General features: G+C 70.7%; 26 protein-coding genes and 1 tRNA gene. 10 read left to right on the forward strand and 17 right to left on the reverse strand.

Going from position 1 to position 25,259, the window contains the following annotated elements; genetic code table 11:
* Positions 1-2: 2 nt before the first annotated feature.
* Both DN771_RS17790 and DN771_RS17795 read left to right on the forward strand, forming a co-directional pair.
* The gene (locus DN771_RS17790) at positions 3-2,690 is read left to right on the forward strand and encodes an ATP-dependent helicase (protein WP_162942082.1); all 2,688 of its coding nucleotides are present in this window, start codon (positions 3-5) and stop codon (positions 2,688-2,690) included.
* A complete protein-coding gene (locus tag DN771_RS17795) occupies positions 2,687-3,280 on the forward strand; it encodes a GNAT family N-acetyltransferase (RefSeq protein WP_205528648.1) in 594 nt (197 codons plus the stop codon). The genes DN771_RS17790 and DN771_RS17795 overlap by 4 nt, the downstream gene beginning before the upstream one ends.
* A 31-nt stretch (positions 3,281-3,311) precedes the next feature.
* On the opposite strand, the gene DN771_RS17800 is transcribed toward DN771_RS17795, so the two are convergent.
* The gene (locus DN771_RS17800; protein WP_116998898.1) at positions 3,312-3,854 is read right to left on the reverse strand and encodes a GNAT family N-acetyltransferase; all 543 of its coding nucleotides are present in this window, start codon (positions 3,852-3,854) and stop codon (positions 3,312-3,314) included.
* A gap of 144 nt (positions 3,855-3,998) precedes the next feature.
* Between DN771_RS17800 and DN771_RS17805 the strand changes: the two genes are divergently transcribed.
* Positions 3,999-4,073 (forward strand) — tRNA-Cys (locus DN771_RS17805).
* Between the two features lie 109 nt (positions 4,074-4,182).
* Here DN771_RS17805 and DN771_RS17810 read toward each other — a convergent pair.
* Positions 4,183-5,127: a glycerophosphodiester phosphodiesterase family protein gene (locus DN771_RS17810; RefSeq protein WP_116998899.1), complete on the reverse strand. Its 945-nt coding sequence runs from the start codon at positions 5,125-5,127 to the stop codon at positions 4,183-4,185.
* Between DN771_RS17810 and DN771_RS17815 the strand changes: the two genes are divergently transcribed.
* A complete protein-coding gene (locus DN771_RS17815) occupies positions 5,126-6,157 on the forward strand; it encodes an LLM class flavin-dependent oxidoreductase (RefSeq protein WP_116998900.1) in 1,032 nt (343 codons plus the stop codon). The genes DN771_RS17810 and DN771_RS17815 overlap by 2 nt on opposite strands.
* On the opposite strand, the gene DN771_RS17820 is transcribed toward DN771_RS17815, so the two are convergent.
* The 4 genes from DN771_RS17820 to DN771_RS17835 all read right to left on the reverse strand — a co-directional run bounded on the left by DN771_RS17820 (position 6,122) and on the right by DN771_RS17835 (position 8,445).
* Positions 6,122-7,018 (reverse strand): TIGR03619 family F420-dependent LLM class oxidoreductase, encoded by an 897-nt coding sequence (locus DN771_RS17820; protein WP_116998901.1) that lies wholly within the window; start codon positions 7,016-7,018, stop codon positions 6,122-6,124. The genes DN771_RS17815 and DN771_RS17820 overlap by 36 nt on opposite strands.
* A gap of 24 nt (positions 7,019-7,042) precedes the next feature.
* Positions 7,043-7,507: an SRPBCC family protein gene (locus DN771_RS17825; RefSeq protein ID WP_116998902.1), complete on the reverse strand. Its 465-nt coding sequence runs from the start codon at positions 7,505-7,507 to the stop codon at positions 7,043-7,045.
* On the reverse strand, positions 7,504-7,869 hold the full coding sequence (locus tag DN771_RS17830) for an ArsR/SmtB family transcription factor (protein ID WP_116998942.1): 366 nt from the start codon (positions 7,867-7,869) through the stop codon (positions 7,504-7,506). The genes DN771_RS17825 and DN771_RS17830 overlap by 4 nt, the downstream gene beginning before the upstream one ends.
* 69 nt (positions 7,870-7,938) lie before the next feature.
* Positions 7,939-8,445 (reverse strand): MarR family winged helix-turn-helix transcriptional regulator, encoded by a 507-nt coding sequence (locus DN771_RS17835; protein ID WP_116998903.1) that lies wholly within the window; start codon positions 8,443-8,445, stop codon positions 7,939-7,941.
* Positions 8,446-8,501: 56 nt separating this feature from the next.
* Here DN771_RS17835 and DN771_RS17840 point away from each other — a divergent pair, with 56 nt between their 5' ends.
* The 5 genes from DN771_RS17840 to DN771_RS17860 all read left to right on the forward strand — a co-directional run bounded on the left by DN771_RS17840 (position 8,502) and on the right by DN771_RS17860 (position 11,900).
* Positions 8,502-9,473: a DMT family transporter gene (locus tag DN771_RS17840; RefSeq protein WP_116998904.1), complete on the forward strand. Its 972-nt coding sequence runs from the start codon at positions 8,502-8,504 to the stop codon at positions 9,471-9,473.
* Between the two features lie 9 nt (positions 9,474-9,482).
* A complete protein-coding gene (locus tag DN771_RS17845) occupies positions 9,483-9,671 on the forward strand; it encodes a hypothetical protein (RefSeq protein ID WP_116998905.1) in 189 nt (62 codons plus the stop codon).
* A 40-nt stretch (positions 9,672-9,711) separates the two neighbouring features.
* A complete protein-coding gene (locus tag DN771_RS17850; RefSeq protein ID WP_116998906.1) occupies positions 9,712-10,455 on the forward strand; it encodes a winged helix-turn-helix domain-containing protein in 744 nt (247 codons plus the stop codon).
* A gap of 86 nt (positions 10,456-10,541) precedes the next feature.
* A complete protein-coding gene (locus DN771_RS17855) occupies positions 10,542-11,318 on the forward strand; it encodes a maleylpyruvate isomerase N-terminal domain-containing protein (protein WP_116998907.1) in 777 nt (258 codons plus the stop codon).
* A gap of 54 nt (positions 11,319-11,372) precedes the next feature.
* A complete protein-coding gene (locus tag DN771_RS17860; protein WP_116998908.1) occupies positions 11,373-11,900 on the forward strand; it encodes a pyridoxamine 5'-phosphate oxidase family protein in 528 nt (175 codons plus the stop codon).
* Between the two features lie 52 nt (positions 11,901-11,952).
* On the opposite strand, the gene DN771_RS17865 is transcribed toward DN771_RS17860, so the two are convergent.
* The 3 genes from DN771_RS17865 to DN771_RS17875 all read right to left on the reverse strand — a co-directional run bounded on the left by DN771_RS17865 (position 11,953) and on the right by DN771_RS17875 (position 14,164).
* Positions 11,953-12,816, reverse strand: coding sequence for a phosphotransferase (locus DN771_RS17865; RefSeq protein WP_116998909.1), 864 nt, complete (start codon positions 12,814-12,816; stop codon positions 11,953-11,955).
* 36 nt (positions 12,817-12,852) lie between these two features.
* Complete coding sequence (locus DN771_RS17870; protein WP_116998910.1) at positions 12,853-13,203, reverse strand: TraR/DksA family transcriptional regulator; 351 nt, start codon at positions 13,201-13,203, stop codon at positions 12,853-12,855.
* A 127-nt stretch (positions 13,204-13,330) separates the two neighbouring features.
* Entirely contained in the window at positions 13,331-14,164 is an 834-nt protein-coding gene (locus DN771_RS17875) for a PfkB family carbohydrate kinase (protein ID WP_162942083.1), read from the reverse strand.
* 233 nt (positions 14,165-14,397) lie between these two features.
* Between DN771_RS17875 and DN771_RS17880 the strand changes: the two genes are divergently transcribed.
* The gene (locus DN771_RS17880; RefSeq protein ID WP_116998912.1) at positions 14,398-15,342 is read left to right on the forward strand and encodes a DNA integrity scanning protein DisA nucleotide-binding domain protein; all 945 of its coding nucleotides are present in this window, start codon (positions 14,398-14,400) and stop codon (positions 15,340-15,342) included.
* Between the two features lie 14 nt (positions 15,343-15,356).
* On the opposite strand, the gene DN771_RS17885 is transcribed toward DN771_RS17880, so the two are convergent.
* The 8 genes from DN771_RS17885 to DN771_RS17920 all read right to left on the reverse strand — a co-directional run bounded on the left by DN771_RS17885 (position 15,357) and on the right by DN771_RS17920 (position 25,246).
* Positions 15,357-16,151 carry an ABC transporter ATP-binding protein gene (locus DN771_RS17885; protein WP_116998943.1) on the reverse strand — a complete coding sequence of 265 codons (795 nt, stop codon included), beginning with the start codon at positions 16,149-16,151 and terminating at the stop codon, positions 15,357-15,359.
* A gap of 142 nt (positions 16,152-16,293) precedes the next feature.
* A complete protein-coding gene (locus DN771_RS17890) occupies positions 16,294-17,391 on the reverse strand; it encodes a FecCD family ABC transporter permease (RefSeq protein ID WP_205528649.1) in 1,098 nt (365 codons plus the stop codon).
* Complete coding sequence (locus tag DN771_RS17895) at positions 17,388-18,476, reverse strand: FecCD family ABC transporter permease (protein WP_116998913.1); 1,089 nt, start codon at positions 18,474-18,476, stop codon at positions 17,388-17,390. Before DN771_RS17895 ends, DN771_RS17890 begins: the two co-directional genes overlap by 4 nt.
* Before the next feature lie 70 nt (positions 18,477-18,546).
* Positions 18,547-19,674 (reverse strand): LysM peptidoglycan-binding domain-containing protein, encoded by a 1,128-nt coding sequence (locus DN771_RS17900; protein ID WP_116998914.1) that lies wholly within the window; start codon positions 19,672-19,674, stop codon positions 18,547-18,549.
* 64 nt (positions 19,675-19,738) lie between these two features.
* Positions 19,739-20,665 (reverse strand): DUF4097 family beta strand repeat-containing protein, encoded by a 927-nt coding sequence (locus tag DN771_RS17905; RefSeq protein ID WP_162942084.1) that lies wholly within the window; start codon positions 20,663-20,665, stop codon positions 19,739-19,741.
* 38 nt (positions 20,666-20,703) lie between these two features.
* Positions 20,704-21,348, reverse strand: a complete 645-nt coding sequence (locus DN771_RS17910) for a response regulator (protein WP_116998916.1) — start codon at positions 21,346-21,348, stop codon at positions 20,704-20,706.
* Entirely contained in the window at positions 21,336-22,643 is a 1,308-nt protein-coding gene (locus tag DN771_RS17915; protein ID WP_162942085.1) for a sensor histidine kinase, read from the reverse strand. Before DN771_RS17915 ends, DN771_RS17910 begins: the two co-directional genes overlap by 13 nt.
* A 47-nt stretch (positions 22,644-22,690) precedes the next feature.
* Positions 22,691-25,246, reverse strand: a complete 2,556-nt coding sequence (locus tag DN771_RS17920; RefSeq protein ID WP_116998918.1) for an ABC transporter permease — start codon at positions 25,244-25,246, stop codon at positions 22,691-22,693.
* Positions 25,247-25,259 lie beyond the last annotated feature (13 nt).

A 25,259-nucleotide genomic window follows, 5' to 3' on the forward strand; every position in this document is an offset into this window, starting at 1 on the left:
CGATGAGTAGCGCCACCGCTGTGCCGGCCCCGCCGTCCATTCTCGGGCGCGGCGTGATCGTCATGGCCGGGGCACCGCTCCCCGCGCCGTGGATCGAGGCCCCGGTCGTGTCGATCGACGAGGCGGTGCTCGCCGCACCGGCCGGAGCGGTCGAGCGCCTTCACTCAGCATGGGCCGAGCGCGAACCGATCGTCGTCGAACTGAGCGTCGATCCGGCCGTGTTCCGGGCTCCGGAGTCGATCGCCGGCGACGTCTGGGCGCACACGCCGGCGACCGAACCGTGGTTCGACCGTCTGCACTTCCTCGTGTGGGCGAACAACTACGACGCCCGAACCGGCGCGAGCGTGTGGTGGTGGGCCACCAAGGGCGCCCGGACCTTCGGCGACGGGGCCGTCGCCCTCGACGTGGACGGCCACGGTGACGTGCGCCTCGCGGACGGCACCGTCGTGTGGATCGACGGCGGCCCCCGCCAGGTCTGGGCCGAGGGCGAGCTCGACCTCCCGGTCGTCCACGCCGAGTCGGTCGAGGCCGATCGGCCGACCGTCACGCCGGCCCGTCGCGCACCGACGTCCGACCTCGCGCCCGACCAGCTCGCCGCCGTCACCCACGAGCGCGGGCCGGCGCGCATCATCGCCCCGGCGGGATCGGGCAAGACCAGGGTCCTCACCGAGCGTCTGCGTCACCTTCTCGCCGACCGGGGCGTCGAACGCTCGGGCGTCCTCGCCGTCGCCTACAACAAGCAGGCTCAGCTGGAGATGCAGTCGCGCACGTCCGACATCTCGCCTCACGTGCGCACGCTGAACTCGCTCGGCCTGTGGGTCCTCACTCAGCACCGCGGCGGTTCGCCGCCGGTGGTCGACGAGCGGGAGGTGCGCCGCCTGGTCGAGGCCATCCTGCCCGGCCGGTGGCGCCGCCGGGCCAACACCGATCCGGTCGCGCCGTACATCGAGGCGCTCAGCTCCATCCGCCTCGGGCTCCGCGATCCTGCCGAGGTGGAGGCGTCGCGCGACGACGTCGACGGCCTCTCCGAGCTGTTCGACCCGTTCCGCGCCCGGCTGGCCGACCGCGGTGCGGTCGACTTCGACGAGCAGGTCTACGGGGCGATCGAGACCCTGCTGGTCGACGGCGAATTCCGCCGGGCGATGCAGCGCTCGTGCCGTCACCTGCTCGTCGACGAGTTCCAGGACCTCACACCGGCCCACGTGCTGCTGCTGCGGCTCCTCGCCCTGCCGGCGCTCGACGTGTTCGGCGTGGGCGACGACGACCAGTGCATCTACGGCTACGCCGGCGCTGATCCCGGCTTCCTCATCGGCTACCGCACGCTGTTCCCGGGTGCCGCCGAGCATGCCCTGCGCGTCAACTATCGCTGCGCGGCCGAGGTCGTCACCAGCGCGGCGACGCTCCTCGACTACAACCGGCGGCGCGTCAGCAAGGACATCGTGGCGGGGCCCGAGAACGACCGGACGCCGGGCGCCTTGCAGGTTGTCGAGCACGTGGCCGACCACACCGCCGCCGAGACCGAGCGAGTCGTCGAGGAGTGGCTGGACGAGGGCGTCGAACCCGGCCAGATCGCCCTGCTGGCCAGGGTCAACTCGGTCCTCCTCGCCCCCCACGTCGCCCTCCACGCCGCCGGCATCCCGCTGGCCTCGATGCTCACGCCGGACGTGCTGTCCCGCACCGGGCTGCGCGCCGCCCTCGCCTACCTGCGCATCGCCAGCGCGCCCGGGGGCTTCGCCGCGTCCGACGTCGTCGAGATCCTCCGTCGCCCCACCCGTGGGCTGCCGCAGTGGTTCCCCGACCGGCTCTCCCGGCGGCGGACGTGGACGGTCGGCGGGATCGCCGGCCTCGCCACCCAGATGTCCGACAAGGACGAGGCCAAGGTGTTCGACCTCGCCGACGATCTCACCGCCGTCATCAACGCGGCCAAGGGAGGGACGACCCGCCGCGTGCTCGAGGTGGTGCGCGACGACGTGGGTCTCGGTCAGGCGATGAGCCTGCTCGACCGCAGCGGGAGCGGCCAAGGGTCGAGCCACCTCGACGACCTCGACGGCCTGCTCGCCGTGGCCGATCTGCATCCCGATCCGGCCACGTTCGAACCGTGGCTCCGTGAGGTGTTCCAGCGCGAGAGCGACGCCGGCGGCGTCACCCTGTCCACGATCCATCGCGTGAAGGGGCGGGAGTGGGACCGCGTGGTGGTGTTCGGTGTGTCGGAAGGGCTGCTCCCCCATCGCCTGGCCGAGGACATCGAGGAGGAGCGCCGCGTGCTCCACGTGGGCATCACACGCGGCCGCCACCGCGTCACGGTGATGACCGACTCGTCCCGGCCGTCGTCGTTCCTCGGCGAGCTCGACGGCTCGGCCCCGAAGCGCCCGGCGCTGCGCGTCGTTCGTTCCGCCGGCCCCGAGCCCGGCCGGTCCCGGCGCGCGCAGCCGTCCGAGACGCCCGTCGAGCTGGAGGGCGACGCGGCGATCGCCGAGCGAGCCCTGCGGGCCTGGCGGACCCAGCGGGCGAAGGACGACGGTGTGCCCGCCTACATCGTGCTCAACGACAAGTCGCTGCGAGCGATCGCCGCGGCGATGCCCACCACGGCGAAGGCGCTGGTCCAGTGCGACGGCATCGGTCCCGCCAAGCTCGAGCGCTACGGCGACGAGATCCTCGCCATCATCAGCGCGTCCGAGGGCATGTCGTGACCCCGCGCGCCATCGCCACCGACCGGCTCGTGCTCCGACGCTGGACCGACGCCGACCGCGAGCCGTTCGCCGAGCTCAACGCCGACCCAGATGTCGTCGAGTTCCTGGCCGGGCCGCTCACGAGGGCCGAGAGCGACGACCTCATCGATCGCATCGAGGCGACGTTCGACATCCATGGCCTCGGCTGGTGGGCGGTCGAGGTGGCGGCAACCGGTCGGTTCGCCGGGTTCACCGGCCTGTCGCCGGTGACGTTCGAGGCGCCGGCGGTCGGCGCCACCGACCGGGCGCTGGTCGCGCCGCCTGCGGTCGAGGTCGGCTGGCGGCTCGCCCGGCACACGTGGGGCCACGGCTATGCGTCCGAGGCGGCTCGGGCCGCGGTCGCCGACGGGTTCGAACGCTGCGAGCTCGGCGAGATTCTCTCGTTCACCGCCGTCGACAACGTCCGCTCCCGTCGCGTGATGGAGCGCATCGGCATGACCCATCGGCCCGACGAGCAGTTCGATCACCCCCGCCTCCCCGAGGGCCACCGACTGCGCCGCCACGTCCTCTACCGCCTCCCCGCGCCCCACTCGACCGCCGACCCGAGATAGTGCCAGGCACTATCTCGGGTCTCGGAGGCGCTTACGTCACGTCGTCGAACGCGGGCGGGTACTCCACGGTGCCGGTGATCGCGGCGTCGTAGTTCGCCAGACGGCGGACCTGGGCCGCCTCGGCCGGCGCCCAGTCGGGCAGGTGGATCGAGATCCCGAGCGGCACCGAGTACTCGAAGCCCAGGCGGCCGTAGTAGGCGGGACTGCCTTCGAGCACCACGAGCGGCTCGCCGAGCTCGTCGGCCACGGCGACCACGGCGTGCACGAGCGCCGAGCCGATGCCCGACCGTTGGTGATCGGGGTGCACGGCAAGCGGCGACAGGCTGGCGATCGAGCCCAGGGTGCCGTCAGGGCGACGCAGGCCGACGTGGCTCACCATCACGTGACCGAGCACGCGGCCGTCGTCGGACGAGACGGCGACGAGGGCGGCGGACGGCAGGTAGTTCTCCGACGCCCGGATGCGACGGACGAGCTCGGCCTCGGCCGGCGAACCGAACGCCGCCGCCACGACGTCGGCGATGGCGGCCACCTCGGTGTCGTCGGTACGTTCGGGACGGATCGTGAATCCGGGCATGCCGCGACGCTGGCAGGTCGGCGACCCGCCGCCGACACGGGTTTCGCACTCCACGTCGCGTGCTGATGATCTGGGGCCCGATCGTGCCATCGGCCGATCGATCTCGCCGGCAACGCCTCGGCGCCGATAGCCTGCGGAACGCCTGGCGGCGTGGCCGAGTGGTTCAGGCAAGGGCCTGCAAAGCCCTGTACCCGGGTTCGATTCCCGGCGCCGCCTCCACATCCGGGGGGTCGTGGTCGGTCCGACCGCGACCCATCGGAGTGTTGAAGGCCTCCCGAGTGTCGGACGCCCCACTGGGGGACCTCCGACACTCGGACGGCTGCCGGCATCAGCCAATCCACGCCTCCACGGCGGCCACCGCCTCGGCAGGTTGGTTGATGTTGAGCCCGTCGATCCCCTGGTCGAGGAAGTCGAGGTACGCCTCCTCGTTCTCCAGGTCGCGATCGTTGGGCCAGACCCAGACGACGTAGCCGGCCTCGTGTGCCGCGGCGACGTTCTCGGGCGTGAGCACCTCGAGATCGCCGTACACCGGCGGCAGCTGCAGGATGCGCTGGCCGTCCGGCAGCGGCGTACCGTCGAAGAAGAACTCGGCGGCGGCGAGCGGCCCGGGGCTGGTCTCGATGTCGGGGGCGGTGGACATGACGTGCTCGATCACCGAGTCGTCGAACGACGACAGGACCACGGCGTCGGCCCGCCCGCGGTCACGGACGAGTTCGATCACCGCATCGGCCGCGTCGGCGCCCCGCTCGCCCTCGTCCTTGATCTCGACGTTGAGCGGGACCTCCGGGAACGCCTCGAGCAGGTCCTCGAGACGCGGCATGCCGAAGTCGTCGGCCGTGTACCCGGCGGGCGGAGCGACCTCGCCGGTACGCACGCCTCGGTACAGGTACTCGCTCGCCGCCGCGTCGTGATCGACGCCGGCGTCGAGCGTGAACCAGTAGGCGATGTCGAGGGCATGGAGCTCCTCGAACGTCATGTCGGCGACGTCGCCGGTGCCATCGCTCGTGCGATCGACGGTGAGGTCGTGCTGCACGACCAGCGTCCCGTCGCCGGCCAGCACGACGTTGAGATCGAGCATGTCGGCTCCGTCGGCCACGCTCTCGCTGAACCCGTACATGGTCGAGCCGGGGTAGGCGTCCTCGCCGCCCGTGTGGGCGATCACCACCGGTCGGCCGAGTGCGAGCAGCTCGTCGATCGTCGTCGCCGGCTGGTCGAACGGCACGGCCAGCACCAGCGGGAATGCGCCCAGGAAAATAGTTGTTATCGCAAACATGTCGAAGAAGATCGGATTCCTGAACTTCGGTCACTGGACGCCGTCGCCATCCTCGCAGGTGCGCAGCGGGGCCGACAGTCTCCTCCAGTCGATCGAGCTGGCCGTGGCGGCCGAGGAGCTCGGCGCCGACGGCGCCTACTTCCGGGTGCATCACTTCGCCCGCCAGCTGGCCTCACCCTTCCCGTTGCTCGCCGCCATCGGCGCCAGGACGAACCGCATCGAGATCGGCACCGGCGTGATCGACATGCGGTACGAGAACCCGCTCTACATGGCCGAGGACGCAGGAGCCGCCGACCTCATCGCCGGCGGCCGCCTGCAGCTCGGCATCTCCCGTGGCTCGCCCGAGCAGGTGATCGACGGCTGGCGCTACTTCGGCTACGAGCCGGCCGACGAGTCCGACGCCAACGGTGCCGCCACGGCGCGGCGGCACGCCGAGGTGTTCCTGAAGGTCATCGAAGGCGAGGGCTTCGCTCCCCCGAACCCGCAGCCGATGTTCCCCAACCCGCCGGGGCTGCTGCGGGTCGAGCCGTACTCGGAGGGCCTGCGCCAACGGATCTGGTGGGGAGCCAGCTCCAACGCCACCGCGCAGTGGGCGGCCTCCCTCGGCATGAACCTGATGAGCTCGACGCTGAAGGACGACGAGAACGGCAAGCCGTTCCACGTCCAGCAGGCCGAGCAGATCGAACTGTTCCGCAAGGCGTGGGTGGAGGCAGGGTGGGATCACGAGCCGCGGATCTCGGTCAGCCGCTCGATCATGCCGATCGTCAGCGACCTCGACCGGGCGTACTTCGGCGGGCGCGCCGACAGTCAGGATCAGGTCGGTTACATCGATGCGTCGACGAGGGCGATCTTCGGTCGTAGTTACGCCGCCGAGCCCGACGTGCTCGTCGAGCAGCTCGCCGACGACGAGGCGATCGCCACCGCCGACACGTTGCTGCTCACCGTCCCCAACCAGCTGGGCGTCGACTACAACGCCCACCTCATCGAGACGGTGCTACGCGACGTCGCTCCCGGTCTCGGCTGGCGCTGACCCGAGCCCGAGCTCGCCGGCCAACCACTCGAACAGCTCGATCTGGCGGGCCGCGGATTCGCCGACGATGTTGAGGTCCCAGAGGAACTCGTCGATCCCCGCCGCAGCGGCTCGCTCCAGACTCTCGACGATGTGGGACTGCGTCCAGGTGGCCGGCGGTGCCTCGTGCTGAGCGTCGGCCAGCATCGGACCGCCGCGGGCGGCGATCGGTCCGGCGCCGCCGGCGTCGCGGTACCAGGAGAGCTGCTCCATCGTCGACTCCCAATCGCGAAACGCGATCGTGAGGCCGTCCCCGATCCGCGCGGCTCGCTCGATCGCCGGCCGGGACACGCCGCCGACGTAGATGGACAGGCGGGCCTGCAACGGCTTCGGGCCGATGCGCGCTGGGGGGATCCGGTAGTGCCGGCCCGTGAACTCCACGGGGTCGGCCGCCCAGCAGGCCCGCATGGCAGCGATGGCCTCCTCGAAGCGCTGGGCCCGGCCGGCAGGAGGCACGCCGGTTGCGGCGAACTCGTCGGCGAGCCATCCGATGCCGACACCGACGTCGAGGCGGCCGCGAGAGAAGTGGTCGAGGGTGGCGAGCCGGCGGGCCAACACGACCGGCTGCTGGAACAACGGCATGATCACGTCGGAGCGGAGACGGATGCGTTCCGTGTGCGCCGCCACCCACGTCAGCGTCTCCACCGTGTCGAACGCCGGCCACTCGGGCAGTCCGAAGTCGTTCGTCCACCCCGGTCCGGCGGGCAGGAGCAGGCGCTCGGACAGACTCACGCTGCTGAAGCCGAGGCGGTCGGCCACCCGAGCCAGCTCGACGATCGTTTCGGGACGTGCGTGCGGGCCGAGCACGGGGGAGCCCGACACCGACCCTGGCGATGCGCGGTGGGGTCACGACAGGTCCACCAGCGATTCGGCGAGCGCGGCGAGCAGCAGTCGGGTGCCTTCCTCGCGTCCCGCCGGATCGTCGATGCCATCGAAGAACGCCCCCTGCTCGGTGAACGTCATCGCCGTCCCCGCATCGGCGGGCCGGAGCTCGATCGTGGCCAGCGACACGGACATCTGCTGCTCGTCGAGGAACAGGTCGTAGCTGTAGACGATGCGCTCGTCGTCGACGATCTGGTGGTAGCGCGCCTCGAAACGGTGGACCGGTCCGCCCGGCGGCCCGCCTCGGTTGGTCTCGCGACCGCCGGGCCGGAACTCCATGCTGTGGTGCCGGCCCACCCAGTCGGCCGGCGGGGCGAACCACCGCTGCTTGCGCTCGGGGTCGGCGAAGGCCCGGAAGACCTGCGATGGCGGGACCGGAAACGCCCGGTCGATGCTGAACGTGGTGTGCGTGACGGAGCGGCTGGTCATGTCATGTCCTCCTGTGACGTCGTTCGTGCTTCGTCGGTGAGCAGCTCACCGAGGCGATCGAAGGCGTCGGCCCACATCCGCTGGCGATCTGCGATCCAGCGATCGACCGGCCGAAGGGCCTCGGCCCGGAGCTCGCACGTGCGAACCCGGCCGGTCTTCTGAGTCCGGACCAGATCGGCCGCCTCGAGCACCTTGATGTGCTGCACGACAGCCGACAGGGACATCGGCAGTGGCTCGGCCAGATCGGACACCGTCGCCGGCCCGGCACAGAGACGTTCGATCATCCAGCGACGGCTGCCGTCGGCAAGGGCGTGGAAGACGCGATCGAGACCGCTGTCCGGGTCGGCCACATACTGAAGCATCTGCTTCACCATAGACATCGGCGGTCCAATGGTCAAGCGACCACTTCACCATTGCTCGAGTCGCCGACGTCATGCGCTCCCGACGCCGTCGTGGAGCTTGCGCAGCAGGCGTTCGAGCTGACGTCGATCGGCGGGCGTCAGCTCGGCGAGGAGCCGCTCTTCCCCGGCGAGATGGTCCGGGAGCGTCTCGTCCATCACCTTCCGTCCGGCCGCGGTGAGGCGAACCCGCACGAACCGTTGGTCGCCCTCGTCCTTCACGCGCTCCACGAAGCCCCGCGCCTCGAGCCGATCGATGCGATTGGTCACGGCTCCCGACGTGATCATCAGGGCCTCGGTGATCTCGCCGGCCGTCAGCTCGTAGGGCGGGCCGAGCCGCCGGAGCGACGCCAGCAGGTCGTACTCCCACGCCTCGAGGCCGTGCGCGTTGAAGACTGCCTTGAGGCGACGGTCGATGTCCCGACTCAACCGACTGATGCGTCCGATGATGCGGATCGGGCTGGCGTCGACGTCGGGCCGCTCGGCGGCCCATTGATCGACCACGTGGTCGACGTGGTCAGGCTCGGCACGACGATTCACGGGGCCAACCGTAGCAGTATCTCAACATTGAACTAACCGGCTATGGTGGTATCTCGATGTTGAACTACTTCGCTCGATCCGGTCGCGCCGGCGTGGTCGCCGTGGTCGTCGCGTTCGCCGGACTGTCGATCGGGTCGACGATCGCCAAGTCGACGGGCGAACCCGGCCCCGTCGTCGCCTTCTGGCGCTTCTGCCTGTGTGCCGTCATCTGGCACGCGGTCGTCGCCGTCCGGGGCCGGCGCAACGGATCGCAACGAACCGTCGGCGCGACGGCATGGCGCGCGGCGACGATCCCCGGGCTCGCCTTCGGGGTCAACCTCTCGCTGTTCTTCTCCGGGGCAACCCGCACCCCCATCGCCCACGCCGAGTTCATCAGCGCCCTGACACCCGTGGTGATGGTGCCCCTCGCCGCTCGTCTGGCGCGCCAGCGCGTTGAGCGCGCCGTCGTGCTCCTCGGCGCCGTCGCCCTGTCCGGCATCGCCCTCATCCTGTCGGCCGCCCCGGCCGGTGGCACGTCACTCACCGGGGATGCGCTCGTCATCGGCGCCGTCGCCACGTGGATCCTCTATCTCATGATCGCCAAGTCGGCGCGAGCCCGGGTCGACACCCCCCGATTCATGGCCGTCATGTCGACCGCAGCGGCGGCGGTCACCCTGCCCATCGCCCTCGTCACCGCCGACTCGCCCGGGGCCGCCACGTCGCTGGCCCCGCGCACCTGGGTGCTGGTCACCACGATGGCCGTCGTGTCGGGCGTCGTGGCCCACGGCCTCATCGCGTGGGCTCAGCAGCGCGTCGCCGTCGGCACGATCTCGCTGCTGCAACTCACCCAGCCGGCCCTCGGCGTGCTGTGGGCGGCGATCTTCCTCGGCGAACCGGCGCGCCCCGTCCAGCTGATCGGCATGCTCCTCGTGCTCGTCGCCGTCGGCGTGATCGCCCGGCGATCGTCCCGCGTCGAACAGGGCCGCCGTGCGGAACACGTAACAAGCACGAAATCGACGAGAAACGCCTCGGTCACGCCCGTTACTTAGGGTCCGGGTATGCCCGCCTCACCGAAGCTCCCCGCCCACACGTTGCCGGCGGATCTGCGGTCACGCCGCATCCGACCGTATTCCCGCTACGAGTGGCGACGCCGCCTTCACCTGATCCCCGTCGGGGTCCTCCGCCAGCACCACCTCGTGGTGTCGCGGGCCAAGCGACGCCTCGCCACCGCGGCACCCGGCGTCTGAGCGAGGGAACCCTCGCCCGTCCCGCCGACGGTGCCATCGAGTGACCACGACCGAGACCTACCGACCCATCGCCGAGACCACCCTCGACGGCGCCGACGCCATCGTCGTGGTGCACTCGTCGCATACCGATGACCCGCCGTTGCCGGCGATGCTGCAGGTGCTCCCGTGCCGGGTGACCGGCATCCCCGTCGGACCGGAGATGGGCGACGCCCTGGCCGCCCGTTCCCCCAACGTGCTCGTCATCGACCACTCCACCGACGACTTCAACGTCGTGCGGCTCATACGCGAGCTCTACCAGTTGACCAGCGGCCTGATCGTCGTGATCGCCGCACCCACCGAGTTCGCCGACGAAGCCTGGATCATCGAACGCCTCGACGACGGCGCGCACGTCGTCATCTCGGCGGCCGCGCCCGGATCCTTCGTCCTCGCTCAGCTCCGGGCCGTGCTGCGTGCCGCCCCCCGACCGCAGCATGGCCCGGAGCAACTCGTCGTCGGAGACGTCACGATCGATCTCGGCGCCCACGAGCTGATCATCGACGGCGAGCGCGTGAGCTGCAGCCCGGTCCTGTACTCGCTCCTGGTGGTGCTGGCCACCTCCCCCAACCGTGTCCTCGCCCGCGAGACCCTGCTCGCCCGCGTGTGGGGCGTCAGCCCCACCGCATCCCACCTGCGCCGCGTCCGCATCGCGGCCAGCCAGCTGCGCCGGCTCCTCGGCTCCGGACCGCGCCGGCCCCGCATCGAGACCGTCGCCCGCGTCGGCTACTGCCTCGCCGTCGACAGCTAGACCACTAGCAGCCCGTCCGACTCCCGTCTCGCCGGCGTGCGAAACCGGCGCGGCGGCGGCGCCGGCCTCGCTGTCACAATGACCCGATGGCGACCGAGCTCGACCTCGAACAGCACCTGGCCGGACTGAACGATGCCATTCGTCGTGGGGCGGACGCAGCACGGGCTGCCGGGCTCGATGCTGCCGTGCCATCGTGCCCACGATGGGATGTACGTGAGCTCGTCGCCCATGTCGGGATGGTCCATCGTTGGGCCGGCGCCCACCTCCTGGGCCAGGCCGATGCCGTCGGCAGCGGGGCCGAGCTGAAGGAGGAAGGCCGACACGCTGCCGACCCGGTGCGGTGGTGGCAGGACGGCGCGGGCGCGTTCGACGAGGCGGTGCGCACCGTCGACGATGACGTGGTGGCGCTGGTGTTCCTCCGCGACGCCCCTCCCCCACGCCGCTTCTGGGCGCGGCGTCAGTGCCACGAAGCGACGATCCACGCCGTCGACGCGTTGGCAGCGCAGCTCGGCCGGCTCCCGAGCGCCACCGAATCCGGGATCGCCGAGACCATCGCGCTCGATGGCATCGATGAGCTCCTCACGGGCTTTCTCACTCGCGGCAAGAAGCTGGCGACCGAGCGCCCGAAGGTGCTCGGTGTCCGGACCGACGACGATCGGCAGCCGTCGTGGACGGTCGCTCTCGGCCCCTCCTCGGCGGTGACGGAGCGGCATGCCCCCGGCGCCGGCCCCGAGGTCGACGAGGTCATCGTCGGGTCGGCCGTCGGGCTGTACCTCGCGCTGTGGAACCGAGGCACCGAGATCAGCGGGGACGAGGCCACGCTCGAATGGTGGCGACGCGTCGCGCAGATCCGCTGGTCGTAGTCACGCCACCGCAAGGACCGATGAGTTCGACGTCCTCAGCGGGTTGAACGTCTCATGGAGACACGCAATCTCGCCGGGATGTACGGCCTTCCCACCCTCGGCTGGCAGGACGTCGTCGACCGCCTCGGCGCCGGCATCACGCAGGTTCCTGGCACCGGCGGTCCCGACCGCCACACCTTCTGGCTCGCGACGATCGACGCCGACGGACGACCTCACGTCACCGGGATCGGCGCCGTTTGGCACGACGGAGCATTCTGGTTCGAGACGGGTCGCAGGACCCGCAAGGGGGTCAACCTGGCTCGCGACGCTCGTTGCTCGCTCACGGTGGCGCTGCGCGAGTTCGACCTCGTCGTGGAGGGTCACGCGGAACTCGTGACCGATCCCGACACCGTCGCCGAGCTCGCTCGTCGCTGGGCGGCGGACTGGCCGTGCGAGGTCGACGAGTCGGGGATCGCCCTCACGGCACCGTTCAGCGCCCCGTCGGCCGGGCCTCCGCCCTGGCACGTGTATCGCATCGCTGCCACGGCGGCGACGGCGCTGCAGACCGTCGAGCCGGGTGGCGCCACCCGCTGGACGTTCTAGGACGTGCTAGTCGCTACCGAGCTCGGCGTCGCCGATCGAACCCACAGGACCGTCAACGAGGGCTGTCTCGTAGTTCACCGAGGACCGGCCACGGAGGACCGTCACGCAACCGGTCCAGGATCGCCCTGCCAGCGCGCACGCCGTTCGGGAACTGGTCACCCGCGTCGTGGCGCCACGCCGCGACCATCGCCAGAACGAGCTGCCGGCAGTGATCGAGGAGTTCCGGATCCGCCGCCCCGTACGCCGCCGCCACCTCCTCGGGCACATGGGCGAGGTCGAACTCGACGGGGCCACGACAACACGTCTCGAGGTCGATGAACACGGGACCGCCCGGCGTGCTCACGACGTTGCCTGCGTGCGGCTCACCGTGCAGCACCTGCTCGTTCCGAGAGCGGGATCCGATCGTTCGCCGGAGGGTTCGGAGCGTGGTGCTCAGGAGCTCCCGATCCTGATCCGTGAGGGCTGGCGTGAGGTCCGAGCGCGACACGAGCCGCTGGGCCTCCCCAACGCGGTCGAGGAAGTGCGGTGTCGCGACGTCGATCCGTCGCATGCCCTCGTGGAGACGCATCAGGGCGATCGCATGGCCACCAGGCGAGATCTCCGGATGCGCCACCGGCTCGCAGTAGGTCCAGAACGTCACGTCGAAGCCGTCACGCTCGTGGACGCGTGGCTCCACGCGCGGGTCGAGGGCCGCGACAGGGCTTCCGCACGCGGCGAGCTCTCGAGCGATCGCCACCTCGAAGGCGGCGACGCCCGTCCCGCTACCGCCGATCCGGGCCACGACGTCATCGGGACCCAGGCGGACGGTGAGCTTGTTCGAGTTCTGGAGCAGGATCGCGTCATCGACATCGAGGCCGAACTCCGTGGCGATCCCGCGTGCCGCGGCCGTGGCTCGCGCAGCGTCCTGTCCGTCCACCCGGGAATCCTGGCACCGTGTCGATGTCAGCGACGATCAGGATGCGCACGCGACGCACCGTGAGCTCGTGGGCAGCGCCGCCACGCGCTCGCTGGGGATCGGACGTCCGCAGTCCCGGCAGAGCACGGGTTCGCCGGCCTCGAGGCGGCGACGCGTGACGGCGAGCGCATCGAGGTCGGCGCGTGCTTGACGGAGCAGCGCCGTCGCCTGCGCCCGCTCGTAGGCGATCGTTGCTCCTTCGGGGTCGTGCTCGTCATCAGTCGCCACCAGCTCCGAGCCCTCCACGATGGACGTGATCATCGCCTCCAGCGCGGCGATCTGCCGAACGGTTTGCTCCTGGGCGGCCCGTACGATCTCGACCAAGTCCGGGACGTCGGCTGCTCCCATCCGGACGATTCTGACCGCCGGCGCGTCTCGGGGGAAGTTTCCGGGGCTGGATCGTGACGGTTTTCGACACGATCCAGCCACAGATCACCGAATCGCACGATCGCGCCCCAGATTCTCGACGTTGACCCTACGCGCCAGGCATCGGCCTCGGGGCGGAGAGGAACGACTGAGCGGCGACGATCCCGGCCGCGACGGCGTCGTCGAGTGCCGACCCACCGACATGGGCCACGAGGAATCCCGCAGCGAAGGCATCGCCGGCGCCGGTGCTGTCGGCGACGAGCAGCGCAGGGACAGGGACCTCGCACCCGCCTTCGCCGGCGAGGATCTCGACGGGGCCGGGGCCGTGCTTGACGATCGATGTCCAACGGCCCCGCGGGATCAACTCCGCCTCAGGCTCGTTGGCCAGCACGAGATCCGGCGAGATCGAGTCGAGCATCGCCACGAACCGCTCCCTGCCGAACCGCTCGACGGCGTCGACCGACGACACGTCGATGCTCACACCGCCACCGCCGGCCCGCACGACCTCGGCCAGCCGCCTGGAGGCGCCGCCCATCGGCTCGACGACGAGTGAGTACGCCGGCAGGTGCAGCCACCCGACTCCCGAGACCCAGTCGACGTCGACGTCGCCGAGCTCGGTCGCCGCCGCCCGGTCGGGCAACATCGTCCGCTCCCCCGACGGATCCACCAGCACGACGACCGAACCGGTGATCCCGCCCCGCTGCACCCGGACGTCGACCCCGGTCGCCGACAGGTCGGCGACGAGGCGATCGCCGAGGGCATCGTCGCCGACACGGCCGATGAACCGCACCCTGCCGCCCACCGCTGCTGCCGCGGCCGCCACGTTGGCGCCGCTGCCGCCCCGGGCCCGGCGGATGACCGCCGGCGTGTCGGTCCCGACGCGGGGCGGCCCGGGGATCCGCACCAGGATGTCCTCGAGGAGATCGCCGACGACTGCAAGCACGGAGCCACGGTACCGAGGCGACCATCCACGGATCGTGCCCGATCGTGCCCGATGGTGCCAGCTCGCGAAAGCCGACTCTCCGACTTGCGATAGGTATACCTAATAACTACGTTGTCGGTCAGACGGCCGGCAACGGCCGGACGACCTGGCCAGGGAGAGGCCGGCCGCGGGCCGGGTGGTTTGAGAGGCATTCCACCCGGCCAGCTGGCCCCGAGGCGCCGTAACGTTGCACCGTGTCCGACGACTTGCTCTCATCGTCCGCTCGCAGGCTCGGCGAGGAGCTCGACGACGACGGCATCCGGCTCGAAGGGCACCCCGAGCTCCGCCCGTTCCTGCTCGACGAGCTCGACTACGCCCGGCGCATCCCGATGTTCGAAGGGCGCCGGACGACGTACGGATCGTTCTCGATGCCGCCCGGGCTCGACCTCGACGGCCTCGAGGACGTCGATCTCGTGCCGCTCGACGACCTGCCGCGGGCGATGACGCGCACGTTCGCCGACGGCCGTTCAGCCTTCCTGGTGAACCGCCTCGACGCCGCACCCCAACTGGTGTGCTTCGACCGGTCCATCCAGTACGAGGCCGACCTCGTCGAACTGCAGGAGGCCACGGGAGCGCACATCGTGCAGCGCACCGCCGTCTTCGGCCAGGTCCGCCTCTTCGCCGATCGCTGCGTCATCTCCTGGAACGGCCACGCCTGGACGAATCGCGTCACGGCCGCCGGCCTCCTGCCGAAGTTGCTCGAGTGCGCGCCGGGGCTCGACCCGGCCGTCGCCCACGGCCTGCTCGACCTGGTGGTGCATTGGCTGTCGCCGGCACGCATCGGGGCGACCATCGTCGTGCACGAGGAGGGGTTCGACTGGGTCTCGATGGACGTCGCCACCAAGTTCCGGGCCCCGCAGCTGCGCATCACCAATCGCCAGCACTACCCGGCCCTGTTCGCCGCCTTCCAGCAGCACGACTTGGCCACCCTCGTCACCTCGGACGGCGACGTGCGCTACCTCGGCGTCGGTCTCCGGGCCAGTGCCGAGGCCGAGCGGGTGACCGACAACAGCCGCGGCATGCGGCATCGGTCGGCGCAGCGGTTCAGCTACGACCACCCCTCGACGACGATCGCCGTCGTCAGCGACGACGGTCCGGTCACGATCTTCCGTGCCGGCGCGGCGGTCGTCCTCAGCTGACTGCCGGGCAGCGATCAGCCGGCGAGGATGCCGAGCGGCCGGTCGGAGCCGTCGTGGGTCTCGTTGACGTTGCGGTGGCGGCCGATCGGCACGACCATCGGGGTGCCCGACACCGGATCCTCGACGACCCGGCACGAGAGGTCGAACACCTCGTTGACCAACTCCTCGGTGATCACGTCGGCGGGGCGTCCACACGCGACCACCTGGCCCTTGCGCAGGGCGATCAGGTGGTGGCTGTAGCGAGCGGCCTGGTTGAGGTCGTGGAGCACAAGCACGACGGTGCGCTGCTCACGCCGGTTGAGGTCGACCAGCAGATCGAGCACCTCCACCTGGTGGGCGAGGTCGAGGAACGTCGTCGGCTCGTCGAGCAGCATCAGCGGGGTGCCCTGGGCGAGCGTCATGGCGATCCACACCCGTTGCCGTTGGCCGCCTGACAGCTCGTCCACCGAGCGCGTCGCCAGATCGATCACGCCCGTCAACTCCATCGCCCAGGTGACCACCTGCTCGTCCTCGGGTCCCCACTGCCGCAGCCACTTCTGGTGCGGGTAGCGGCCCCGGCCGACGAGGTCGGCGACGGTGATGCCCTCGGGCGCGATCGGCGACTGTGGCAGGATGCCGAGCCGCGTGGCCACGGTCCGCGTCGGCAGCTTCTGGATCGACTGACCGTCGAGCAGCACCGTGCCGTACTGCGGCTTCAACAGCCGAGCCAACGCGCGCAGGAGCGTCGACTTGCCACAAGCGTTGGCGCCGACGATGCACGTGATCTCCCCCGGCGGGATCTCCACGGAGAGGTCGTCGGCCACCACCATCTTGTCGTAGGCGAGCCGCAGGTGATCGGCCGACAGGGTGTGGTGCTCGACGATCGCTGGGGGTGCCGATTGGGTCACGTTGTCACGCCCTTCGATGTGCGCGAGGTCCGCCCCTCGCTGGCTGGGATGTGGTCCGTGCACGTCAACCACCCTTGCCGATCTTGTTCGACCGCGCCAGGAGCCACAACAGGTACGGCGCTCCGACGATGCCGGTGATCACGCCGACCGGCAGTTCGGTCGGCGCGAAGATGCGCCGCGCCACCAGATCCGACGACAGCAGGACGAGGGCCCCGACGAGGGCCGACGGCACCAGGGTGAGCGGCTGCCGCACGAGACGCCGGGCGATCGGCGCGGCGATGAACGCCACGAAGTTGATGGGCCCTGCTGATGCGGTGGCCACCGCGGCCATCGCCACGGCGACCGCGATCAGCGCACCCCTCGTGCGTTCCACGGGCACGCCGAGCCCCTTGGCGGCATCATCGCCGAGCTGCAGCACCCGCAACCCCCTGGCGAGGTAGAGCACGGCCGGGAACAGCGCGGCCATCACCACCCCGACCGGCCGCACGTGCTCCCAGCCGCGGTTGTTCAGTGAGCCGGTGAGCCACACCGTCGCCCGCGCCGCGTCGTAGATCTCGGCCCGTGTCATCAGGTAACTGGTGACCGCTTGCAGCATCGCACTCACGCCGATGCCGATGAGCACCAACCGGTAGGACGACATGCCGCGGCGGTAGGCGAGGACGTAGATGAGCGACGCCGCGATGAAGCCTCCGAGGAGGGCCCCGGTGGACACGAAGGCATAACTGCCCCCGATCACGATGATGATGAACACCGCAGAGACGGAGGCGCCTTGCGTGATCCCGATGATGTCGGGGCTGGCCAGGGGGTTGCGGGCCAGGCTCTGGAAGATCGCGCCGGAGAATCCGAGCGCCGCGCCGACGAGCAGGGCGGTGAGCGCACGCGGCAGGCGGAGGGTCTGGATGATGTAGGGGATCCGCCCCTCGCCCCTGCCGAAGATCCCGGGCACGACGTCGGCGAGCGGGACGGGGTAGTCGCCGACGCTGATCGAGATGCAGAACACGACGAAGATGGCGACGAGCAGGACGATGCCGACGATCACCGACCGGGAGAGGCCGGCGCGGCGCACGCGACGAGCGATCCCGGCCCGACCCGGCCCGGGGGCGCCGAAGCCCGTCATGTCGGTGCGCGATGCGGCGTCGCTGAAGCCGGCGACCACGCTCACAGTTCGGCCAGCTTGCGGTAGCGCACGAGGAGGATGAAGAACGGGGCGCCGAGAACGGCGGTGACGATGCCCACCTGGATCTCGCTCGGTCGGTCGATGATCCGGCCGACGATGTCGGAGCCGAGCAGGAGCACGGGCGAGATGACCGCCGAGTAGGGCAGGATCCAGCGGTAGTTCGGACCGACGATCGCCCTGGCCACGTGGGGCACCGTGAGCCCGACGAAGGCGATCGGCCCGGCGGCCGATGTGGCGCCCCCGACGAGCAGCACGATCAGGACGCCGACGAACGCCCGCGAGAGGCCGACACGCTGACCCAGCGACCGTGCCACGTCGTCACCGAGCGCCATGGCGTTGAGCAGGCGGCCCGACACCATCGACAGGACGAGGCCGACGCCGATGAACGGGGCGACCTGGCGGGCGATCGTGCCGTTGCGATTGGCGAGCGACCCGACCACCCAGAACCGGAACTGGTCGAGCGTCGTGACGTCGAGGAGGAGGATCGCCGACGTGATCGAGCCGAGGAACGCCGAGAAGGCGGCGCCGGCGAGCGCCAACTTCACGGGGGTGGCCCCTTCGCGGCCGAGCGAGCCGAGGGTGTACACGGCGACCGACGTGATCGCCGCGCCGACGAAGGCGAACCACACGTAGCCGGTGAGGTTGCCGATGCCGAACGAGTGGATGCCGATCACCACGAACAGGGCGGCGCCGGCATTGACGCCGAGGATCCCGGGATCGGCGAGCGGGTTGCGCGTCACGCCCTGCATCAGCGCGCCGGCCACGCCGAGCGCCGAACCGACGAGGGCGCCGACGATCGTGCGCGGCACGCGCAGCGAGCGGATGATGAGGTGGTCGGGATTCTCGTTGTCGAAGTCGAACAATCCGTCGACGACGATGTGGAGCGGGATCTCCTTGGAGCCGTAGGCCACCGAGAGCAGGAGGATGAGCGCCAGGGCGCCGACGAGGATCACCAGCATGATCGCTCGCCACCCGTTGCGCCGGAGCAGCCCGGCCCGCGGCACCCGGTCGGGGACGGGCCCGACGGGCGCGACCTCCGCGTGCGCGGGGAGCTCGGCGGTCACAGGCATCGATCGGACATAGTAGGTCCACCTAATATCCCCGGCAAAGGCCAGATGTCACCGGGCCCGACGGGCTGTGCTATCCGGCGATGAGTTGGACTTCGGCGATCGCCAGCTCTGCTCGCGGGTCGGGGTGATCGGCGGGCGGCGGGAACGTCGAGTCGACGGTGAGCGTCACGGTCATCACCGTTGCGTCGACGCTCATCGCCTGCATCCCCCGGTTGCCGTCGGCGAACTCCTGGGTGACCGTGGTCGTGTTGGTGCCGTCGGAGAACGTCCACGTGACCGCCCGCACCCGGTGGTTCTGCGGATAGCGGTCGGTGCCGAGGACCGGATCGAGCTTCGCGTAGCCGTTGATGAGCCCGACCGACGTGAGGTGGACGGGCTCGGCGAACGTGAACGTCAGCTCGAGCGGCCCGCCGACGGGGCACCGCCAGGCGGTGGTGGCGTTGTGGTCGAACACGTTGCTGGCGGCGAACGACACGGGCGTTCCGTCGGCGTTGGAGCCGCTCTCGGTGGGGCACGAGGGCTCGGTCTCGTTCGGCGTCACCTCGCCTTGCGCCGTCGGCAGCGTGACCGTCGGCCCGGGGGCGCCGGGATTGGTGGGCTGCGGGGCCTGCGTCGGCTGCGGCGCTTGCGTCGGCTGCGGGGCCTGCGTCGGCTGGGGAGCTTGCGTCGGCTGGGGCGTCTGCGTGGCGGGCGGTGCCGTCGGCTGCGGCGCGGGCGTCCCGCTCGGCACGCTGCCTCCCTCGGGAACGGCGAGCTCCTGGCCGGGCACGATCAGTGATGATGCGGTCATCTGGTTGGCGGCGAGCAGCGCGTTGAGCGACACGCCGAGCTTGTTGGCGATCTGCGACAGCGTGTCGCCGCCGACCACGGTGTAGCGCTGCGCGATGGTCGGCGGCGGCGTGGTGGGCGGGGCCGTGGTCGGCGGATCGGTCGGCGGCGCCGGCGCATTGGTGGGCGGATAGGTGGCAGGCGGCGGCGCTTGCGTGGGAGGAGCGGGGGTTGGTGCCGCAGTCTGCGGCACGAACGCCGTGGTGGGCGGGACGGTCGAGGTACTGGTCGTGGTGACCACCGTGACCAGCGATTCGCCGGCGATCTCGGGAGGGTTGTCGTAGCTCCGGCCGCTGCCGCACGCGGCGAGCACCACCACCGCAGCGGTGGCGAGCTGGGCCGAGACAGCGACGCGGGACAACCGGTTCACCCGGTCGATGGTAAGGGGAACCCCCCACGCGGATGTGGCACCCTCCCCGCCGGTGAGCCGTAGGTCACTCCGGGTAGCGGACGGTGATGCTGCCGTTGTCGGCCGATGCCGACACCGTTCGGGGCGAGTTCGGGTCCGACGTGACCTCGATGTTCGTGCTGCCGTTGGCTGCCTCGGCGACGACGGCGTAATCGCCCTCGATGTCGGGAACGGCGATGTCGACGCTGCCGTTGTCGGTGGACACCTCGACGGTCTCGGGCGCCTCGACGAACGCCAACTCGACCCGGCCGTTGTCGGAGCCGACGTCGGCCGACGGGCTGGAGAGGCCGGTCCCGATCACCCTGCCGTTGTTGCTGCGGGCGATGACGGAGCCGGTGACGTCCCTGAGCTCGACACGGCCGTTGTTGCTGCTCACGTCGATCGAGCCGTCGATGTCGGAGATCGTCGCGCTGCCGTTCTCGGCGTCGATCTCGAGGTCCATGCCCCGGGGGACGACCACGTCGTACTCGACGGAGCACCACTCGTTGCCGAGCGGCGGGCAATCGGCCGAGACGACGTAGCGGTCGCCCACCCGTTCGGCCGATTCGTCGATCCCGAACAGGCCGCGCGACACCTCGGCGCGGACGGTGATCTCGTCGGTGTCGGCGCCGCGCACCGTGATGCGTCCGTTGTCGCCGTCGATCCGCAGCGTGGTGATCCCGGCGGCCGGTTCCCGGTAGCTGCTGTCCCACTGCTCACGGGAGAGCACCGAGACGATCTGGAAGCAGCCCCAGAACATCGAGCCGAGCAGCAGCACGGTCCCGGCGATCATCCAGAGCGGGCGCGACGGCAAGGGGGTCGGCGAGATGTCGCTGCGATCGAGCCCCGGCTCACGGGGAACGCCGGGCCGGTCGGTACCGGTACCGGTCGGTCTCGGCGTCGCGGCGGGGACGGGTGGGGGCCACGCGGCCGGCGAGGGCGCGGGCAGTTGGGGAGTTCGGACGTCACTCATGTCTCGGGCACCGTTCATGTCAGTCAGGCCGGTCATGGTCAGCTGCGCACCCATTGGAGGACGGCGAGCACACGGCGGTGGTCGTCCTCGTCGGGCGGCAGATCGAGCTTGGTCAAGATGTTGCCGACGTGCTTCTCGACGGCTTTGTCGGTCACGACGAGGGCGCGGGCGATCGCCGGGTTGCTCCGGCCTTCGGCCATCAGCGAGAGCACCTCGCGCTCGCGCGGCGTCAGCCGCTCGAGCGGATCCTGTCGGCGGGCTCTCGCCAGGAGTTGGGCGACGACCTCGGGGTCGAGTGCCGTGCCGCGGTTGCCGACGCGGCGGACGGCGTCGACGAACTCGGCGACGTCCGCGATGCGGTCCTTGAGGAGGTAGCCGATCCCGACGCCGGACGCGGCGAGCAGGTCGCTGGCGTACCGTTCCTCGACGTACTGCGAGAGCACGAGGATGCCGATCGACGGCCATCGCTTGCGGATCACGAGGGCGGCGCGCAGCCCGTCGTCGGTGTGGGTCGGGGGCATGCGCACGTCGACGATGCACATGTCGGGCTGATGGCGCTCCACGGCGGTCAGCAGTTCGTCGGCGTCGCCGACGGTGGCCACCACCTCCTCACCGGCATCGGCGAGGATTCGCGTGAGGCCGACCCGGAGGAGCACCGAGTCCTCGGCGATCACGAGGCGCACGGCATCTCCACCGAGATCGTGGTCGGCCCTCCTGGCGGGCTGATCACCCAGATGGAACCACCGAGGCCTTCGACGCGGTCACGGAGACCGCGCAGCCCGCTCCCCCGGTCGGGGTCGGCGCCGCCCCGGCCGTTGTCCCGGATCTCGGCCACCAGGCGGTCGCCGGAGCGGGCGATCGCCACGTGCGCCCGCGTCGCGTGGGCGTGCTTGGCGACGTTGGTGAGGGCCTCGCTGACGACGAAGTAGGCGGCGCTCTCCACGGCGGCGGGCAACCGGCTGGACAGCTGCACGTCGAGGGTGACCGGGACCGGCGAGCGCGCGACCACGGCCGACAGGGCGGCGTCGAGCCCTCGATCTTCGAGGATGACGGGATGGATCCCTCGCACGAGATCGCGGATCTCCTTGAGCGCGGCCTTGGCCTCCTCGTGGGCTTCGGCAACCATGCGACGGCCCTCCTCCATGTTCTGTGCGGCGCCGGTGCCGGCGTCCGGTGACAGTTCGGCGTCGAGTTTCTGGCGTGCGGCGCCCAGGCCGGCGGCGAGGGCGACGAGGCGCTGCTGCGCCCCGTCGTGAAGATCGCGCTCGATCCGCCGCCGCTCGGCCTCGGCGCTGTCGACCGCCGCGCCGCGCTGCTGCTCGATGCGGCGGACCTCGGCCTGGTGGACGGCGTCGGAGGTGGGGCCGAGAAGGGCCCGGGCCAGGGTCACGCTCAACCGGGCCGAGCCGATCGTCGCCCAGGGGGCCACGAACAGCACGCCGAACAGGCCGACGGCTGCGACACCTGCCGCACCGAGGCCCTGGCCGACCTCGAAGAAGTGGAACTTGGCCTCGTCCTCGGGCATGCCGTTGATGTACGTCGGCAGGGCCAGCATGGCGAGCGAGCCGCACCATGCTGCTGTCGTCACGACGTAGGCAAACGTCTGCACCGGGAACGAGGCGACGTGGTGGGCGATCTCCCGCCGCCGCTGGGGCGAGCGAACCCGTTCCTTCAGCCTGCCCCACGCCGAGGTCGCGACGAGCGGTGGCACCGGATCGTCGATGCGGACGCCGGCCAGGGCGGCCACCCGACCACGTTCGAAGCGGGCGAAGCCGCGGCTGAGCACGAACGTCAGCCAGGCGAACGGCAGCGCCAGCACGAACGTGATCAGCAGGCCGGCGGTCAGCGACAGCAGGACGACGATCACCGAGAACACGAACGTGGCGACCGGCAGGCCGGTGAGGTTGTAGCACCCCACCCGCCACAGCCGCAGCGGATGGCGCCACGGCCGGAGCGGGTTGAGGTCGGGACTGCGCATGCCGGTGTTCACTGTAGAGAGGTCCTGCTCGAGAGGGCGATGGGTCTTCAATCCCCGGCGATGGCGGCGAGGATGTCGGTGCGGGCCGCACGACGGGCGGGCCGGACGGCGGCGGCGAGGCCGGCGGCGGCGGCGAGACCGAGGACGACGGCCAGCGGGGCGACGGGGAGGGCGAACGTGCCGAAGCCTTCCGACTCCTTCATGGCCCGCATCAGGCCCCACCCGAGGAAGGCGCCGAGGCCGACGCCTCCGACGGTGCCGAACACGGCGATGATGATCGACTCCCACCGGACCGACGATCGCATCTGCGACCGGTCCTGGCCGACGGCCCTGAGCAGTCCGAGCTCGCGGGTGCGGTCGAAGATCGACAGCGACAGCGTGTTGCCGATTCCCAGGAGGGCGATGAGCACGGCGACGCCCAGCATGCCGTAGACGAAGAACAGCATGCCGTCGACCTCCTCGCTCACCGTGTCCTTGTACTCGGCCTCGTTCATCGGCTCGGGCGCACCGAACGACTGCGTGACCTGGTGCACGGCCGCCTGGCCGGCGACCGGATCGGTCCCCTCGGCGAGGTCGACGAGGATGACCGTGAGGCTCGACTGGGCGAGGTGGCTCGTCATCGACTCGGTCGTCACGAGCAGGTCGCCGAACGTCATGCGGTCCTGGTAGATCGCCGTCACCGTCATCGGCGTGGACGTCCCGTCGGCCCACGACATCGTGATCGTGTCGCCGAGGGTGACCTCGTGCTCGTCGGCGTAGTGCTGGCTGATCGCCAGGTCGTCGTCGGCGAACCCGGTGAAGGTGCCGGCGGAGACGTCGACGTCGAACACGCTGCCGAGGGCCTCGACGTCGGTGCCGGCGACCTCGACGGTGTCGTCGCCGATCAGCGCAGGGCCATAGGCGGTACCGACGGCCGACGACACCTCGCGAAGCTCACCGATCGCCGCCGGCAGCTGCGGGCTGAGCAGCGATCCGCTGAAGCCGTCGGGGATGATCACGAGGTCGCCGGCGAAGTTGTCCTTGATCGTGTCGTTGATCGATGCCTTGATCGAGGCGCCGAACGTGGTGAACAGGCCGACGACCGCGGTGCCGACCATCAACGCCGAGGCGCTGGCGGCGGTGCGGCGCGGGTTGCGCATGGCGTTGCGTCGGGCGATGCGCCCGGTGACGCCACGGGTGGTGGCGGGGACCATGCCGAGGACGGCGGCGGCCGGACGAGCGACGACCGGGCCCAGCACGACGGCGCCGACGACGAGGATCAGGGCCCCGATCCCGGCCCGGGAGAGGGCGTCACGGCCGGCCGACGGGGCCGTCACGAGCCAGGCACAGCCGGCGCCGGCGAGCAGCACGCCGACGACGGCGCGGACCTTCGAGGAGCCGGAGCGGTCGATCGCCACGTCGCGGAGCGCGGCGAGCGGGGCGACGCGGGATGCCCGGATGGCTGGGCCGAGGCTGGCAACGAGCGTCGTGCCGACGCCGACGACGACCGATGCGATCACGGCCCCGGATCCGATGACCAGATCGGCATCGGGCATGTCGAGGCTCGATTCCATCATCGTCTGCAGCAGCGTGGCGATGCCGAGACCGGCGGCGAAGCCGATCGCCGTGGCGAGCACGCCGACGAGCAGGGCCTCGACGGCGACGCCGGCGACGACCTGACGCCGCGAGGCGCCGATCGCCCGCATCAGTGCCGACTCCCTCGTGCGCTGGGCGACGAGGATCGTGAACGTGTTGTGGATGCTGAAGGCGGCGACGACGATCGAGATCCCGGCGAAGGCCAGGAGCATGGTCTTGAACATGCCGAGGAACGCCGAGTCGATGTCGTCTTCCTGCTCAGCGGTGAGCTCGTTGCCGGTGAGGGTCTCGAGCCCGCCGGGAAGGTCGCCGGCGATGCGGGCTTCCAGGTCGGCGGCGCTCACACCATCGGCCGCGTGAACGAGGATCGACGAGACCGCCGTCTCGTCACCGGTGAAGAGACGCTGTGCCGCGCCGAGTTCGAACGCCGTGAACGTCGTGCCACCGAGCGACTGGCCGGTGGCGAACTCGGCGAGACCGACGATCGTCACCGGCACTCGGTCAGGTGTCAGCACGGTGGTCGTGTCACCGATGGCGAGATCGCCGTCATCGGCCGTCGAGCGGTCGATCACCACCTCGAGTGGGGCGTCGGGGTCGCTGACGGGCTGTGGCGCACGGCCCTCGACGAGCTCCATCGAGCTGAGGTCGGGGTCGTCGATCCAGTTGGTGGCGATGGTCGGGGGTCCGTCGCCGCCGACCGGATCGCCGTCGGCCCCGATGATCTGGCCGATGCCGTTGACCTCCGGAGCCACCGAGGCGACGCCGTCGACGGCCGCGATCTGATCGATCACGCGCTCGTCGACGAGGCCGGTCACCCGGTCCTCGGCGCCGCCGATACGAGTGGCGTTGCGGACGACGACGTCGGTGCCGTCGTTGGCGGTGGTGAAGGCGTCGGAGAAGCCGGCCTTGGTCGTGTCGCCGAGCACCATCGTGGCGGCGAGGAAAGCGACGCCGAGGAACACGGCCGTCGTCGTGGCGAGGAGCCGGCGCTTGCGGCTCCAGAGGGATTTGAGGATGGTTCGCAACATGGGGATTTCCTTA

The sequence above is a fragment of the Desertimonas flava genome, assembly GCF_003426815.1.
Classification (GTDB): domain Bacteria; phylum Actinomycetota; class Acidimicrobiia; order Acidimicrobiales; family Ilumatobacteraceae; genus Desertimonas; species Desertimonas flava.

What these genes read in the sequence shown, in the direction of transcription:
- DN771_RS17790 (WP_162942082.1), top strand. Translation starts at nt 3, where the DNA reads ATGAGTAGCGCCACCGCTGTGCCGGCCCCGCCGTCCATTCTCGGGCGC.
- DN771_RS17800 (WP_116998898.1), bottom strand. Translation starts at nt 3,854, where the DNA reads ATGCCCGGATTCACGATCCGTCCCGAACGTACCGACGACACCGAGGTG.
- DN771_RS17815 (WP_116998900.1), top strand. Translation starts at nt 5,126, where the DNA reads ATGTCGAAGAAGATCGGATTCCTGAACTTCGGTCACTGGACGCCGTCG.
- DN771_RS17810 (WP_116998899.1), bottom strand. Translation starts at nt 5,127, where the DNA reads ATGTTTGCGATAACAACTATTTTCCTGGGCGCATTCCCGCTGGTGCTG.
- DN771_RS17825 (WP_116998902.1), bottom strand. Translation starts at nt 7,507, where the DNA reads ATGACCAGCCGCTCCGTCACGCACACCACGTTCAGCATCGACCGGGCG.
- DN771_RS17830 (WP_116998942.1), bottom strand. Translation starts at nt 7,869, where the DNA reads ATGCTTCAGTATGTGGCCGACCCGGACAGCGGTCTCGATCGCGTCTTC.
- DN771_RS17840 (WP_116998904.1), top strand. Translation starts at nt 8,502, where the DNA reads ATGTTGAACTACTTCGCTCGATCCGGTCGCGCCGGCGTGGTCGCCGTG.
- DN771_RS17845 (WP_116998905.1), top strand. Translation starts at nt 9,483, where the DNA reads ATGCCCGCCTCACCGAAGCTCCCCGCCCACACGTTGCCGGCGGATCTG.
- DN771_RS17855 (WP_116998907.1), top strand. Translation starts at nt 10,542, where the DNA reads ATGGCGACCGAGCTCGACCTCGAACAGCACCTGGCCGGACTGAACGAT.
- DN771_RS17860 (WP_116998908.1), top strand. Translation starts at nt 11,373, where the DNA reads ATGGAGACACGCAATCTCGCCGGGATGTACGGCCTTCCCACCCTCGGC.
- DN771_RS17870 (WP_116998910.1), bottom strand. Translation starts at nt 13,203, where the DNA reads ATGGGAGCAGCCGACGTCCCGGACTTGGTCGAGATCGTACGGGCCGCC.
- DN771_RS17885 (WP_116998943.1), bottom strand. Translation starts at nt 16,151, where the DNA reads ATGGTGGTGGCCGACGACCTCTCCGTGGAGATCCCGCCGGGGGAGATC.
- DN771_RS17895 (WP_116998913.1), bottom strand. Translation starts at nt 18,476, where the DNA reads ATGCCTGTGACCGCCGAGCTCCCCGCGCACGCGGAGGTCGCGCCCGTC.
- DN771_RS17905 (WP_162942084.1), bottom strand. Translation starts at nt 20,665, where the DNA reads ATGAGTGACGTCCGAACTCCCCAACTGCCCGCGCCCTCGCCGGCCGCG.
- DN771_RS17915 (WP_162942085.1), bottom strand. Translation starts at nt 22,643, where the DNA reads ATGCGCAGTCCCGACCTCAACCCGCTCCGGCCGTGGCGCCATCCGCTG.
- DN771_RS17920 (WP_116998918.1), bottom strand. Translation starts at nt 25,246, where the DNA reads ATGTTGCGAACCATCCTCAAATCCCTCTGGAGCCGCAAGCGCCGGCTC.